The sequence below is a fragment of the Mycolicibacterium smegmatis genome (genome assembly GCF_001457595.1).
Taxonomy (GTDB): Bacteria; Actinomycetota; Actinomycetes; order Mycobacteriales; family Mycobacteriaceae; genus Mycobacterium; species Mycobacterium smegmatis.
Map to the genome: position 1 here is coordinate 830822 of NZ_LN831039.1, position 14582 is coordinate 845403.

The following is a 14582-nucleotide window of genomic DNA, read 5'->3' on the forward strand; positions in this document are numbered from 1 at the left end:
TTGCGGTCGTTGGGATGTGCGTCTCGTCGTTGAGAGTCATCTGATGTCCTGGTCGTTTCTAGTTTCCGAGCCCGGTGGGGTCGAACTGGTAGAGGTCGATGGTCGTCGCGCCCTGCCGCAACGCGGATATGACCTGCTCCTCTTTGCGGATACGTGCGTCCGCACGTTCGAGGATTTCCGGAACCTGCTCGGCGGGAAGGGATACGACGCCGTCCGCGTCACCGACCACCAGATCGCCCGTTCGTACCTTGACGCCGCCGACGCGGACGGGGCGGCCCAGCACCCCCGGATAGGACTTGCCGGTGCCGCGGATCGCCAGGCCCCGCGAGAACACCGGGAACCGGAGGTTCTCCTGCTCGACGCTGTCGCGGACCGCTCCGTCGATGACGAGTCCGCGGATCCCGCGCGACATTGCGGCGACTGCCAGGATCTCGCCCCAGTGCCCGAAGGCCTGTCCGCCGGCGTCGACCACGAGGACGTGCCCCGGCGGGCACTTGCACACGGCGTTGTGCAGCGCGAGGTTGTCGCCGCCGACGCCTTGAACGGTGAAGGCCGGGCCGGCAACCCGGGCACCCCGCCAGACCGGTGCGATGGCGGGATCCAGCGCGACGTCGCGTTGTGCAGCCTCCAGAAGTGTCGCGGAGGTGTGGTTGGTGAACAGGTCGCTCATCCCGCACTCCTGGTCTGCAGCGTGTGGTATCCGAACCTGCGGCGGGCTTCGGCGAGAGGTGTTCCCGCGATCGTGGTCTCGACGATCACGGTCTCGATGCGCTCGATGTGTTCGGCGAGATCCAGCGTCGCGTCGATGTGTGGGGCGGGTACGACGACGACGCCGTCGGCGTCGGCGTGGACGTAGTCGCCCGGGTTGATCGTGACCTCGTCGATCACCACGGGCGTCTGGACCGCGACGCAACGCACCCGGTCTTTACCCGTACGCATGAATCGTCCTGCGGCCCAAAGGGAGTAGCCCACCTCTTGCGAGGCCGTGACGTCACGGCAGACCCCGTTGATCACGGTTCCGGCGATGCCCCGCGCCGCGGCGACCCGACTCATGATGCCGCCCCACACGGTGCAGTCCAGGCGGCCCGCGTTGTCGATCACGACGGCGCTTCCGCGAGGGACGTCGTCGAGGAAGTCGCCCACGGTCCCGTCGTCACCGGCGACGGGCTCGTACCGGACGGTGAACGCGGTTCCCGTGAGGGTCGACCCGGTGACACGGCCGATGCCGGCCAGCGAACCCGGCAGGCCCTGCGCGTCAAGTGCGTCCGACACGGCCGCGGTCGGCAGGGCGCTCAATCGCTCGGTCGGTGTTCTGGTGCTCGTCATATCGCCTTTCTGGGAGTTCAGGGGCAGTGCCATTCTCATTTGCGATGAATACGGGAGTCGAATAACAATCCGGAATGAAAAGATGTGGTCTGCGTATACCTACGGACGACGGGACCGGGATGGACCTGAAGGGGCTCAACGCGCTCTTGGTGGTGGCGGATGCGGGCAGCGTCACCAAGGCCGCGCGGATCCTGCACGTCGAGCAGCCTGCGGTGAGCCGCCAGATCAAGCTGCTCGAAACGGAGTTGGGCGTGGCTTTGTTCGAGCGCAGCAGGCGTGGGATGGTGCTCACCGACGCGGGGCGCATACTCGTCGAGCGCGCGCGGCGGGTGGTCGACGAACTGGAGAAGGCCGAAGCGGAGCTGCGTGCGGAGGTGTCGGGGGTCCGTGGGATCGTGAGCGTCGGAATCCTGGACAGTGTCACCGATCTCGTGGCCGAGGAGTTGGTCTCCGATGTGCGGCGCAGATATCCGAACGTGCGGTTGCGGGTGTTCACGGCGTTCGCCGGGCAGTTGCGAAGTTGGCTGTACGACGGCGAGCTGGACGTCGCTCTGCTGTTCGGAGTGACGGATCAGACAGCGTTGAAAACGCTTCCCGTGGCATCGGAAAAGCTGTGGGCCGTCGCGCCGAAAGAGGCTGTGCTGCAACCCGACATCCCAGTCGGGTTCGACGAGATCGCCCGTCACCCGCTGATCGTGCCGGTCCGTGGAAACGCTCTTCGCTCACTCGTCGATGAAGCCGCCGCCCGCGCCGGAGTGGACATCGACATCTCGGTCGAGACCAACGCATCGCGGGTGCAGAAGAACCTGGTGGCGGCCGGGCACGGCTGGGCGGTGCTTCCCGCGATCTGCCTCTCCGATGAGATGACGTCCGGCAAGTTCTCCCTGGCGCCACTGGCCGAGGCCATGGCGATGCGTGAACTTGTGCTGGCGACGCCGCGCACGAACCGGTCGACAGGTGCGGTGCGAGCCGTGGCGGGGGCTTTGTTGCGGATCCTGCACGGGGCGGCACTCGAAGGGCGGTGGCCGTCGGTGGTGTGGCATCTCGGTGAGGAGCCCGAGGCGCGGGTGTGAGCGGCGGCCCTCCCCACGCATAGAGGGGAGGGCCGTTCGGCGTACATGCCTATGTGACCTATGTCGCGTGGATGGCGTGGGAACAAATCCTGACCTGCGCTCGTTGACGAAAACGACAGCAAGTTGAGTGACATAGACTCAAGTCTAGATTGACAGCCGGTAGAGGGGCGGAGCAGACTTGAGCGCAGTCCGCTCAGACCCCTATATCTATCAGGAGGCAAGAACATGGCTCGTGCGGTCGGTATCGACCTCGGGACCACCAACTCCGTCGTGGCGGTTCTGGAAGGCGGCGATCCAGTCGTCGTCGCGAACTCCGAGGGCTCTCGGACCACCCCTTCGGTCGTCGCGTTCGCGCGCAACGGCGAGGTGCTGGTCGGTCAGCCCGCCAAGAACCAGGCGGTGACCAACGTCGACCGCACCATCCGTTCGGTCAAGCGCCACGTCGGCACGGACTGGAACATCGAGATCGACGACAAGAAGTACACGCCGCAGGAGATCAGCGCGCGTGTGCTCATGAAGCTCAAGCGTGACGCCGAGAGCTACCTCGGTGAGGACATCACCGACGCCGTCATCACGGTCCCGGCGTACTTCAACGACGCCCAGCGTCAGGCCACCAAGGAAGCCGGCCAGATCGCCGGCCTCAACGTGCTCCGCATCGTCAACGAGCCCACCGCGGCCGCGCTGGCGTACGGCCTGGACAAGGGCGAGAAGGAACAGACCATCCTGGTCTTCGACCTCGGTGGCGGCACGTTCGACGTCTCGCTGCTGGAGATCGGCGACGGTGTCGTCGAGGTCCGCGCGACCTCCGGTGACAACCACCTCGGTGGCGACGACTGGGACGACCGGATCGTCACGTGGCTGGTCGACAAGTTCAAGGGCAGCTCGGGCATCGACCTGACCAAGGACAAGATGGCCATGCAGCGCCTGCGTGAGGCGGCCGAGAAGGCCAAGATCGAACTCTCGAGCTCGCAGAGCACGTCGATCAACCTGCCGTACATCACGGTCGACGCCGACAAGAACCCACTGTTCCTCGACGAGCAGCTGACCCGCGCGGAGTTCCAGCGCATCACCCAGGATCTGCTCGACCGCACCCGGCAGCCGTTCCAGCAGGTCATCAAGGACGCCGGCATCTCGGTGTCCGACATCGACCACGTGGTGCTGGTGGGCGGTTCGACCCGTATGCCCGCGGTGACCGACCTGGTCAAGGAACTGACCGGCGGCAAGGAGCCCAACAAGGGCGTCAACCCCGACGAGGTTGTCGCGGTGGGTGCTGCGCTGCAGGCCGGTGTGCTCAAGGGCGAGGTGAAAGACGTTCTGCTGCTTGACGTCACCCCGCTGTCCCTCGGTATCGAGACCAAGGGTGGCGTGATGACCAAGCTGATCGAGCGCAACACCACGATCCCGACCAAGCGGTCGGAGACCTTCACCACCGCCGACGACAACCAGCCGTCGGTGCAGATCCAGGTCTACCAGGGTGAGCGCGAGATCGCCTCGCACAACAAGCTGCTCGGCAGCTTCGAGCTGACCGGTATCCCGCCGGCCCCGCGTGGCGTGCCCCAGATCGAGGTCACCTTCGACATCGACGCCAACGGCATCGTCCACGTCACCGCCAAGGACAAGGGCACCGGCAAGGAGAACACGATCAAGATCCAGGAAGGCTCCGGCCTTTCCAAGGAAGAGATCGACCGGATGATCAAGGACGCCGAGGCGCACGCCGAGGAGGACCGCAAGCGTCGCGAAGAGGCCGACGTGCGCAACCAGGCCGAGTCGCTGGTCTACCAGACGGAGAAGTTCGTCGCTGAACAGAGGGGCGCAGCGTCCGACGGTGGCGGCTCGAAGGTGCCCGAGGAGACGCTGGCCAAGGTGGATTCGGCGATCGCCGACGCCAAGAAGGCGCTCGAAGGCACCGACATCTCGGCCATCAAGTCCGCGATGGAGAAGCTCGGCGTGGAGAGCCAGGCCCTGGGCCAGGCGATCTACGAGGCCACTCAGGCCGAACAGCCCGCGGGCGGCTCGGACAACGGGGCCCCGGGTGACGACAACGTGGTCGACGCCGAGGTTGTCGACGATGACGCTGGCAAGGAGAACAAGTGACTCAGGACGATTCGCACGAGCCGGTGACCATCACCGACAAACGGCGCATCGATCCCGAGACCGGTGAGGTTCGTGAGCCGGCGGCGACCCCGCAAGGGTCGGCGCCGGCCTCGGCCGCACCGGAAACGGGTGGCGACAGCGACGAGGTCACCGAACTGAAGGCCACGCTGCAGCGGGTCAAGGCCGAGTACGACAACTACCGCAAGCGGGCGCTGCGCGATCAGCAGCTCATCGCCGAGCGGACGAAGGCCAACGTGGTCAGCGAGTTGTTGGGCGTGCTCGACGACCTCGACCGTGCTCGCAGCCACGGCGACCTGGAATCCGGCCCACTCAAGGCGGTTGCCGACAAGCTCGTCAGCACCCTTGAGGGCCTGGGCCTTTCTGCGTTCGGCGAGGAGGGCGACGAGTTCGACCCGCAGCTGCACGAGGCCGTGCAGCACGAGGGCGACGGTACGCACCCCGTGGTCGGAACTGTCATGCGTCGCGGCTACCGGGTGGGCGAGCAGGTCATCCGGCACGCCATGGTCGGCGTCGTCGACACCGTTCCGGACAACGCCTCCGAGGACGGATCCGGCGCCCAGCCGGAGGACGGCTCTGGGGATAAACCCGACGCCGCGGCAGAACAGGCCGCAGAATCAGACAATTAGACAGATCCGACTAGAAAGAAGAGGTAAGGAGGTGGCGCAGCATGGCCCAACGCGAGTGGGTCGAGAAGGATTTCTACAAAGAACTCGGCGTCTCCTCTGACGCCAGCGCCGACGAGATCAAGAAGGCCTATCGGAAACTGGCCGCCGAGCTGCACCCTGACCGGAACTCCGATCCTGGAGCCGCGGAGCGGTTCAAGGCGGTGTCCGAGGCGAACAGTGTTCTGTCGGACCCCGCTAAGCGCAAGGAGTATGACGAGACCCGGCGGTTGTTCGCAGGTGGTTTCGGTCGCAGGTTCAATCAGGGCGGCGGCGGATTCGGAGGCGGTTTCGGTTCCGACGGAGTCGAATTCAACCTCGGCGACCTGTTCGACGCTGCCGGGCAGACCGGTGGCGCGAACATCGGCGACCTCTTCGGCGGACTGTTCGGCCGCGGCCCCCAGCAGCGGCCGAGCCGTCCGCGTCGCGGCAACGACCTGGAGACCGAGACCGAACTGTCGTTCCTGGAGGCCACCAAGGGCGTGGCCATGCCGCTGCGGCTGACCAGCCCGGCGCCGTGCACCAACTGCCACGGCAGCGGTGCACGGCCGGGCACCAGTCCGAAGGTGTGCCCGAGCTGTAACGGCTCCGGCGTGATCAGCCGCAACCAGGGCGCTTTCGGTTTCTCCGAACCCTGCACCGAGTGTCGTGGTAGCGGCTCGATCATCGAGCATCCCTGCCAGGAATGCCGGGGCACCGGCGTCACCACCAGGACCCGCACCATCAACGTGCGGATTCCCCCCGGTGTCGAGGACGGTCAGCGCATCCGGCTGGCCGGGCAGGGCGAGGCGGGCCTGCGCGGCGCGCCGTCCGGTGACCTCTACGTCACCGTGCACGTGCGTCCCGACAAGGTGTTCGGGCGCGACGGCGACGACCTGACCGTCACGGTTCCCGTGAGTTTCCACGAACTGGCGCTCGGGACAACGCTTTCGGTCCCCACACTCGACGGCAAGGTCGGAGTTCGGGTGCCCAAGGGCACCTCGGACGGCCGGATCCTCCGCGTCCGCGGACGCGGTGTGCCCAAGCGGTCGGGTGGCCACGGGGATCTACTGGTCACCGTGAAGGTCGCGGTGCCACCGAACCTGGAAGGTGAAGCGGCAGAAGCGCTGGAGGCTTACGCGAAAGCTGAGCGTGCCAGCGGATTCGATCCGCGTGCTGGATGGGCGGGGAATGTATGAGCGGCAAACGCAACGAAGAAGCCCGTACGTTTCTGATCTCTGTGGCGGCCGAGCTCGCCGGCATGCATGCGCAGACCCTGCGCACCTATGACCGGCTGGGCCTGGTCACCCCGCAGCGCACATCCGGTGGCGGGCGGCGTTATTCGGAACGCGACGTCGACCTGCTGCGAGAGGTGCAGCGGCTGTCCCAGGACGAGGGCGTGAACCTGGCCGGCATCAAGCGCATCATCGAGCTGACCAATCAGGTCGACGCGCTTCAGCGCCGGGTCGCCGAGCTGACCGCCGAGGTCGAGCGACTGCGCAAGCCCAGCACCGCGTTGGTGCTCTGGCAGCCACGGAACAACCGAAAACGCTAGCTGCGCAGACCATCTGCGTTCATGCCGACGAGCACCGTATCGAGGAACTCGTCGGCGATGTCCTCGGGGCTTTCGGGGCCGTCCAAGGTCAGCCACAGATAGCTGTAGTTGAACATACCGAGCAGGCCCTTGACCATGAGCGTCGGCAACGGCCGGAACTGGCCGTCCCGGACGCCCTGGTCCAGGGCGTTGCGCCAGTGCGCCTCGTAGCGCTCGCGGGCGGCGATGACGCGGTCACGCCGCTCGCCGGTCAGCGCGTGGTACTCGCGGAAGAACACCGTCCACTCGGCACGGTGCTCGGCGATGTTGCGCAGCAGCGCGCGCGCCAGCCCCCGAAGCCGTTTCTCCGGATCCTTCTCCGTCAACGCAAGCTCGTCGGCCAGGTTGTTCATCTGTGCCAACTGCCTGCTGCTGATCTCGTAGAGAATCGTCTCTTTGCTGCCGATGTAGTGGTACAGGGCGCCGCGGCCGAGTCCGACCGCGGCCCCCAGGTCGGAGATACCGGTTCCGTGGTAGCCCGACTTCGCGAACAACTCGGCCGAAATGCGCAGAATCTCATCCCGGTTCGACTCGAACTTCTTGCTCACTGCCGTCGTGCTCCCTTGAACCTGTGTCGCCTGTCAGCCTATGAGGTCGGTGCCGCGGCCCGGGGACGGGCCCGGTGTCACAGGCCGGCGGCGTCGAAGGCGTCGGAGAAGACGTACCCGGACAACAGTTCGTTGGCCGCCACCATGTACTGGATGGTCGGCGTACCCTCCTCGAGCCAGTTGAGGCGGGCATCCCGGTAGAGGCGTTCCACCGGGTAGGCCCTGGTGTATCCGATGCCGCCGTGGATCAGCAGCGCCCGGTCGGTGACCCGGCCCACCGCTTCCAGGCCGAACAGTTTGCACATGCTCGCCTCGGCGGGGATCCGCTTCCCGCTGTCCCACTTGTGTGCCGCATCGGCGAGCAGGCCGCGCAGCGCGTAGATGTCTGTGGCCATCTCGGCGAGGTACCGCTGGATGGCCTGCCGGGAACCGATCGGTTTGCCGAAGGTCACGCGCTCCTTGGCGCGCGCGACCGACAACTCCAGTGCGCGTTCGGAGGTGCCGAGCGAACTCGCCGCGATGAACACGCGGCTGATCTCGAGCGCGCGTTCGAGGTGTTGGTTCCCTTCGCCTTCCGCGCCGATCAGCGCCGTCGCCGGAACGCGGACTCCTGCAAGCCTGATGTGGCCGTGCTCGCCGCCCTTGCAGCCCATGGTCTCCGGGAGCGGTTCGATCGACAGTCCGTCGGTGTCGCGGGGGACCAGGAAGGCCGACACCTCGGTGGGCGCGGTCTTGGCGAACACGATGAAGTGGGTGGCGATGTCGGAGTTGGTGATCAGCCACTTCTCGCCGGTGATCTCGTACTCGTCGCCCATCCGCACGGCCGAGGACCCGAGGTCGGCGCCGGTGCCGTGCCCGGGCTCGGTCAGCGCGAACGCCACCGAGTTCGCACCGGTCGCGGCGCCGTGCAGCACTGCGGCCTTCTGTTCGTCGTTGCCGATCTCCGACAGGGCGTGGGCGAAAGAGTTGTGGACGTGCACGATGACACGAAGTCCGCCCTGGACTTTCGCGAACTCGGAGATGATGGGCAGGTACTGCGCGATCGACAGCCCGCTGCCGCCGTATTCCCGCGGCACGAGCAGTCCGAAGGCGCCGATCCGTTCCAGGATCGGCAGCACGATCTCGTTGGGGATGCGCTCTTCGTTCTCGATGCGCTCCTCGAGCGGATCGAGTTCGGACCAGATCGCGTCGAAGATCCGGTCTCTGAGGGCGCGGTATTCGGCGTCGGGCAACCCGGTTGCATGTTCGAGAGTGGCGGTCATATCGGGGTTTTCCTTCCGGTTGGGAGTGTCACAGGGCCCAGCCGCCGTCGGCGGTCAGGACAGACCCGGTGCAGAATGTGGCGTCCTCGCTGAGGAAGACTGCTGCCGTTGCGATTTCGTCGACGGTGCCGAAACGGCCCAGGACAGTCGCATCCTCGATGCGGCTGCGAGCGCCCGCCGGCACCGCGTCGGTCATGTCGGTCTCGATGAAACCCGGCGCAAGGATGTTCACCCGGATGTGGTCACGCGCGACTTCCTTGGCGAGGGAGCGGCCGAACCCGACCATCGCGGCCTTGGCGCTGGCGTACGCGGTGTCGCCGGCGTGGCCGATCAGTCCGACCACCGACGAGATCAGGACGATGCTGGGCGAATTGCCACGTTGCAGGTGGGGCAGCGCGGCCCGGGTGAGCGCGACCGTCCCGCGCAGGTTGGTCTCGACGACCTCCCACCACGCGGCGGGTTCGCTGGTGACCAGTCGCCCACCGGCCCATTGGCCGGCGTTGAGGATGACGGCGTCGAGCCGCCCCCACGTGTCGACCACCATGTCGACCGCGGCCGTCGCGGTGGTCGGGTCGGACAGGTCGAAATGCACAGGCAGTACCAGATCCGGCGCGTCGGATGCCAGCTTCTCGGCCTCCTCATGCCGGATCCGATAGGTGCATCCGACCCGCACACCCCGCCGAGTCAGCGCTGTGGTGATGCCGGCGCCGATGCCGCGAGACCCGCCCGATACCAGCACCACGCGATCCGCGTCGTTTTCGTACTGCGTCATGCCTGGACTGTACTGATCGGTTCAATATCAACGCAATAGCGACCGATAAATGCTCTTTACCTCTGTAAATATGCGACGACTGTCCCGAGACTGCGGTTGGACTGATCGGTACAAAAATCTTGCAATGCCGATGGCTGGTGTGTTAGGACTGTGACTGAGCGCACAATCGCCGCCACGGAAGGGGTCGACGTGACAACCATCGACAATGAGGTCGGGCAGAAAGTCGGGGCGGTCAGTCCGGCGCGGGTTGCCACCGCGAGTTTCGTGGGGACGGCGATCGAGTGGTATGACTTCTTCATCTTCGGCACCGCCGCGGGCCTGGTGTTCGGGGTCGCGTTCTTCCCGAACCTGAGTCCGTTGTCGGGAACCCTCGCCGCTTTCGCCACGTTCGGTGTGGCGTTCTTCTCCCGTCCGGCGGGCGCGATCGTCTTCGGTCACTTCGGGGACCGGATCGGCCGCAAGAAGCTGCTTGTCCTGTCGTTGTTGCTCATGGGATCGGCCACTGTCGCGATCGGCCTTATTCCCACCTACGACCAGATCGGCATCGCCGCACCGGTTCTGCTGGTCGTTGCCCGGCTGGTGCAGGGATTCGCGGTGGGCGGTGAGTGGGGCGGCGCCGTCCTGATGGCCGTCGAGCACGCGCCGCCGAAGCGGCGTGCGTTCTACGGTAGCTTCCCGCAGGCGGGTGTACCGGCCGGACTGGTGCTCGCCACCGTGGCGTTCCTGATCGTGGAGCGACTTCCCGACGACGAGATCATGGCCTGGGGATGGCGCGTACCGTTCCTCGCGAGCTCGGCACTTCTACTGGTAGGTCTCTACGTCCGGTTGCAGATCACCGAATCGCCTGAGTTCGAACAGATTCGGCGCAACGACCAGGTGGTGAGGCACCCGATCGTGGACGTACTGCGCTCCCACAAGCGCCCGCTGGCGGTGGGCATCCTCACGCAGGCGGCGTCACTGGTGCCCTTCTACCTGGTGACCGTGTTCGTGCTGTCGCACGGACCTGAGGAACTCGGTGTCGCACGCGAGACGATCCTGATGAGCCTGCTCGTCGCGTGTGTCCTCGACATCTTCACGGTGCCTTACGTCTCGATCGTGGCCGACCGGATGGGGCCGCGAAAGATGTTGATACTCGGCTCGTTGTACATGGCCGCGATCGGATATCCGTTCTTCTGGCTGTTGAGCACCGGTGAGGGGTGGGCGGTGCTGGTCGCCATGATCCTCATCGTGACGGTCGGACACGCCGTGACGTACTCGGCCGTGGCGGCCTATGTGTCCCGACTGTTCCCCGCCGATGTGCGGTACACCGGTGCGTCGGTGTCCTATCAGATGGGCGGCGTGGTGTTCAGCGCGCCCGCACCGTTCATCGCGGTGACCCTGTGGTCGGCGACGCACGGACACTGGTCGCTTGCCGCGTACCTCGCCGCGGCCTGCCTGGCAACGGTATTCGCCCTGATGTTCACGAAGACAGCGAAAGTGAGTTACTGATGGCGCGCGACGTATGCACTGTCGAGCAGGCCTGGGACGCCATCGAGTCGCGGCTCGACCGTGATCCTTTCGGCCCGGACTTCAACACCGCACACGAGGCGTGCAGCCGGTATGCGACCGATCCGGGACGCCTGGCGCTGACGGTCCGGCATGAGGACGGATCGGCCGACCAGTGGAGCTACCGTGAGCTGGACCGCCAGGCCGCCAAGGCCGCAAGGGTTTTCGCGCGTGCGGGCCTGCGCCGCGGCGACCGCGTGGCGGGACTGCTGACGCGTCAGGTCGAGAGTTGGATCACCGCGTTGGCCGCCTGGCGATCCGGTCTGGTGTACGTGCCGTTGTTCGGCGGCTTCGGTCCCGAGCCGATCGCGTTGCGTATCAAAGCCGCCCGAGTGTCGGCCGTCGTCGTCGATGCGCGGTACCGCGAAGCGTTGCACCGCGCGCAGCAACTGGGCGACCTCGATGTGTCCGTGTTCGTCGTCGGTGGCTCCGAGGTGGCGTGCGACCGATCCTTCTGGTCTGATTTGGACTCCGCCGATGCCGACGGTCCCATCGTCCCCACCAAAATCGTTGACACCGCGACGATCCTGTTCACCAGCGGAACGTCGGGAACTCCCAAGGCCTGCGTGATGACCCACGCGGCGTTCCTGTCGGTGATGCCGTATGCCGTCAGTGTGCTCGGCCTCGGCCCACATTCGCGTGATGTGGTCTTCTCGACCGCGGATCCCGCCTGGGCGTATGGGCTGTATTCCACCGGTGCGTCGGTGATGGCCCTGGGCGTGCACCGCGTCATGTACACCGGGCCCTTCGTGCCCGAGAAGTGGTACCGCGTGCTGACCGAGGAGCAGGCGACCGTCGTCACGACGGCGCCGGCGGCGCTGCGCCGCTGGACCGAACCGCTGACACATGGCGGGGTGCCATCGAATCTGCGCCTGGTGGCGGCGGCCGGCGAACCACTGACCGAAGCCGTGGCAAGCGCATGGGAGGCAACCGGCGCGCCTCCGGTGCGCAACGGTTACGGCTTGTCAGAGGTCGGCATGTTGCTCGGCGACGTGCTCGATGCGGACGTCGCCCTGAACCCGGGCAAGATCGCCGGGACCATACCGGGTTTCGACGTGTTCCTCGCCGACCGGGACGGACAACCCGTGGGCGAAGGCGAGCCGGGCCTGATCGCCGTACGGCGACCACGCCACCAGATGTCGGCCGGTTACGAGAATGTGCCGGAGCGGTGGGAGGCGCGTTGGCGCGAAGATGTTTTCCTCACCGAGGATCTCGCGGTCTGCGACGCCGAGGGGCGGTGGCAGGTGCTCGGGCGTGACGACGACATCATCATCGCCTCCGGTCACAACGTCAGCCCCGTCGAGGTGGAGAACGCCCTGTTGCAGCATCCGGGCGTCGCCGAGGCCGCGGCCGTCGCCCACGTCGACGACACGTACGGCAACGTGGTGCGCGCGGTGGTGGTACGGACCGACACCGCGCTGGCGCAGGACGTCATGGTCGACGAATTGAAGGGCCTTGTGGGACAGCACGTCGGCCGCTACGCCGCCCCGCGGGTCGTCGACTTCGTGAGCGAACTGCCGCGCACCGAGGTGGGTAAGTTGCGTCGTGCCGCGCTCCGGGACAATCCGGTGAGCGGGGTCAGTGCACCGTGATCGAGAAGACGCTGGTCTGAGCGGCGCCGGGCGCCGCCACCGGGTAGGTGCCACGGCGCAGTGCGTCGGTGGGCGCGGTCATCGGTTCGAAGCAGATCACCTCGTCGTTGAGCGGGGCGAAGATCTGTGAACAGGTGTATCCGCTGATGAATGTGACTGAGATGCGGCGGTTTCCACCGGACACGGCGAACACCGATCCGTCGGCAACCTGGTCGAACCCGTGATCCAGGAACGTCTCGCCGAGTGTTTCCGTGCCACCGGCCCACGGTGACGTGTCACCGGTCGGGATGGCGCGGTCGTCGACGGTGAGGCGGCGCATCTGCGGTGTCTCGATCTGCCATTCGGACCGCGGTACACCGGGAATCGTGAAATACGGGTGGTAGCCGTAGCTCAACGGCACCGCCGCGGCGGTTGACGGCGTCACCGTCGTTGTCACGGTCAAGGTCCGGTCGGCCAGGACGACGGCCATGGTGAGGGTGTGCGGAAAGGGGAACACCGCGAGCAGATCGGGTTGGCTGCTCCAGTCGAGGCTCGCGACCAGTGTGTTGTCGGTCTTCTCGTCGACGAGCCATCCGCTGTTGCCGGCCAGCACACCGTGGATCGGCCATCCGTGCTCGTCAGGGTGTACCCCGGCAACGCCCGGTGTGACCGCCACGGTGGCGCCCTCGGCGGTGTATGTGTTGGCGCCCAACCGGTTTGCCCACGGATACAGGATGGGCACCCCCATGGTCTTGGCGGCACTCACATAGGCCTCCAGGCCGCGGCGCAGGCCCAGGAACTCCACTCCGTCGTCGGACAGCGATGTGCAGATCATCCCGGCCTTGGGCACGTAGGTGGCCGTGAGCGCGGAATCGGGGTCCTGCAGGATGACGGGTTCGAAGTCGACCATCTGATCAGTCTGTCACGACTGCGCACCGGCGGTGCCGGTAACGCTCACCGGGCGGTGAGCGGATCGTGCTGAATACGTTCTGGCGGTGCGCCCTTGGCGATCAACGCGGCCTTGGTGACCTCGACCATCTGCGGCCCGCCGCAAATGAGGATCTGACGGTCACCCCAGTTGCCGTACCGGGTCACGACATCGGCGAGCCTCCCGGTCTGGCGCACATGCAGGCCGCGCGGCGGCGTCGGATCGGGGTAGTCACGCGCCCACGGCGGATCGGTGCTGTACTCCGACACCGGTGTCACCGACAGCCACGGATTCGTCGACGCGATCGTCCACAGCGTCTTCAAGTCGTAGAGGTCACACGGGAACCGTCCACCGAAGAACAGATGCACTCGCGGATTCTCCGCGTGCAGCGTCATGTCCATGATCAGCGCGCGCAGCGGTGCCAGGCCGGTGCTGCCCGCCACCATCAGCACGTCCTCGCCGCTGCGGTTGACCTCCAGGGCGCCGTGCGGGCTGGACACGCGCCACCGGTCCCCGCGCCGGGTCTCGTTGACGATCGCGGTGCTGACCATCCCGCCGGTGACCGACCGGACATGGAACTCGATGGCTCCCGAGCGGTCGGACGGGATTGCCGGGCTGAGGTACCGCCAGCGCCGGGGCCACTGCGGCACCTGGACGGTGACGTACTGACCCGAGTGGTAGAACAGCGGCTCGTCGAGCTGCAACCGGATCACCGACACATCGCGGGTCAGCCGGTGGGTCTCGACGACCGTGCCGTCGCAGAAGGCGGGGGACTGCTCGGCATCGGCCGCACCCCGCATCACCCCGATGAACAACGAGACCGCGTCGCGCGTGGCCTCCGCGAGCCGGTCGGACCACCGGTCGGCCAGGCGCGCCTGCAGCGCGCCGTAGAGCGCGCTCTGCATGCTGTCGTAATGCTCTTGCGTCACACCGTATTTGCGGTGATCGCGGCCCAGTTGGGCCAGAAACGTGATGGGATCCTCGGCCCGCTGCGCGATCAGTTCCCCGAACAGCCAGGTCAACGCATGGGCGAAGACGCGGCGCTGCTCGGCCATCTCGGGCGGGAACAGGTCGCGGACCGACAGGTCGGCTGCGAACCAGTTGGTGTAGAAGTCGCGGATCAGGGGGTCCGAATCGTTCGCCGGGTCGACTGCAGCACGCAGCACTTGCAGCGATTCACGATCTTCGAGGCCCACGCCGGAGCATT

Annotated in this window: 14 protein-coding genes; 7 read left to right on the forward strand and 7 right to left on the reverse strand. The window is 66.5% G+C overall.

Translation table 11 applies throughout. The features are described 5' to 3' along the window. Positions 1 to 58 precede the first annotated feature (58 nt). Positions 59 to 670, reverse strand: coding sequence for an RraA family protein (locus AT701_RS03630; protein ID WP_058125203.1), 612 nt, complete (start codon positions 668 to 670; stop codon positions 59 to 61). Beyond that, positions 667 to 1326 carry an RraA family protein gene (locus AT701_RS03635; protein ID WP_003892132.1) on the reverse strand — a complete coding sequence of 220 codons (660 nt, stop codon included), beginning with the start codon at positions 1324 to 1326 and terminating at the stop codon, positions 667 to 669. Before AT701_RS03635 ends, AT701_RS03630 begins: the two co-directional genes overlap by 4 nt. A gap of 119 nt (positions 1327 to 1445) precedes the next feature. Here AT701_RS03635 and AT701_RS03640 point away from each other — a divergent pair, with 119 nt between their 5' ends. The 5 genes from AT701_RS03640 (at position 1446) to AT701_RS03660 (ending at position 6710) form a co-directional block, all read left to right on the forward strand. After that, a complete protein-coding gene (locus AT701_RS03640) occupies positions 1446 to 2399 on the forward strand; it encodes a LysR substrate-binding domain-containing protein (RefSeq protein WP_058125204.1) in 954 nt (317 codons plus the stop codon). Between the two features lie 225 nt (positions 2400 to 2624). Next, positions 2625 to 4493 carry a molecular chaperone DnaK gene (gene dnaK, locus AT701_RS03645; RefSeq protein ID WP_003892134.1) on the forward strand — a complete coding sequence of 623 codons (1869 nt, stop codon included), beginning with the start codon at positions 2625 to 2627 and terminating at the stop codon, positions 4491 to 4493. Next, on the forward strand, positions 4490 to 5140 hold the full coding sequence (gene grpE / locus AT701_RS03650; RefSeq protein WP_003892135.1) for a nucleotide exchange factor GrpE: 651 nt from the start codon (positions 4490 to 4492) through the stop codon (positions 5138 to 5140). Before dnaK ends, grpE begins: the two co-directional genes overlap by 4 nt. Positions 5141 to 5181: 41 nt before the next feature. After that, complete coding sequence (gene dnaJ, locus AT701_RS03655) at positions 5182 to 6354, forward strand: molecular chaperone DnaJ (RefSeq protein WP_003892137.1); 1173 nt, start codon at positions 5182 to 5184, stop codon at positions 6352 to 6354. Continuing rightward, positions 6351 to 6710, forward strand: coding sequence for a heat shock protein transcriptional repressor HspR (locus tag AT701_RS03660; RefSeq protein ID WP_003892138.1), 360 nt, complete (start codon positions 6351 to 6353; stop codon positions 6708 to 6710). The genes dnaJ and AT701_RS03660 overlap by 4 nt, the downstream gene beginning before the upstream one ends. Here the strand turns inward: AT701_RS03660 and AT701_RS03665 are convergent. The 3 genes from AT701_RS03665 to AT701_RS03675 all read right to left on the reverse strand — a co-directional run bounded on the left by AT701_RS03665 (position 6707) and on the right by AT701_RS03675 (position 9331). Then, entirely contained in the window at positions 6707 to 7297 is a 591-nt protein-coding gene (locus tag AT701_RS03665; RefSeq protein ID WP_003892139.1) for a TetR/AcrR family transcriptional regulator, read from the reverse strand. The genes AT701_RS03660 and AT701_RS03665 overlap by 4 nt on opposite strands. Before the next feature lie 77 nt (positions 7298 to 7374). After that, a complete protein-coding gene (locus AT701_RS03670) occupies positions 7375 to 8559 on the reverse strand; it encodes an acyl-CoA dehydrogenase family protein (RefSeq protein ID WP_011727137.1) in 1185 nt (394 codons plus the stop codon). A gap of 28 nt (positions 8560 to 8587) precedes the next feature. Further along, the gene (locus AT701_RS03675) at positions 8588 to 9331 is read right to left on the reverse strand and encodes an SDR family NAD(P)-dependent oxidoreductase (protein ID WP_058125205.1); all 744 of its coding nucleotides are present in this window, start codon (positions 9329 to 9331) and stop codon (positions 8588 to 8590) included. A 189-nt stretch (positions 9332 to 9520) separates the two neighbouring features. Here AT701_RS03675 and AT701_RS03680 point away from each other — a divergent pair, with 189 nt between their 5' ends. Beyond that, on the forward strand, positions 9521 to 10819 hold the full coding sequence (locus AT701_RS03680; protein WP_058127522.1) for an MFS transporter: 1299 nt from the start codon (positions 9521 to 9523) through the stop codon (positions 10817 to 10819). Then, the gene (locus AT701_RS03685) at positions 10819 to 12468 is read left to right on the forward strand and encodes an AMP-binding protein (protein WP_058125206.1); all 1650 of its coding nucleotides are present in this window, start codon (positions 10819 to 10821) and stop codon (positions 12466 to 12468) included. The genes AT701_RS03680 and AT701_RS03685 overlap by 1 nt, the downstream gene beginning before the upstream one ends. Here the strand turns inward: AT701_RS03685 and AT701_RS03690 are convergent. Then, the gene (locus AT701_RS03690; RefSeq protein ID WP_058125207.1) at positions 12455 to 13357 is read right to left on the reverse strand and encodes an aldose 1-epimerase; all 903 of its coding nucleotides are present in this window, start codon (positions 13355 to 13357) and stop codon (positions 12455 to 12457) included. The two genes, AT701_RS03685 and AT701_RS03690, sit on opposite strands and share 14 nt — an antisense overlap. Positions 13358 to 13401: 44 nt before the next feature. Continuing rightward, positions 13402 to 14571: an FAD-binding oxidoreductase gene (locus AT701_RS03695; protein WP_058125208.1), complete on the reverse strand. Its 1170-nt coding sequence runs from the start codon at positions 14569 to 14571 to the stop codon at positions 13402 to 13404. Positions 14572 to 14582: the final 11 nt, after the last annotated feature.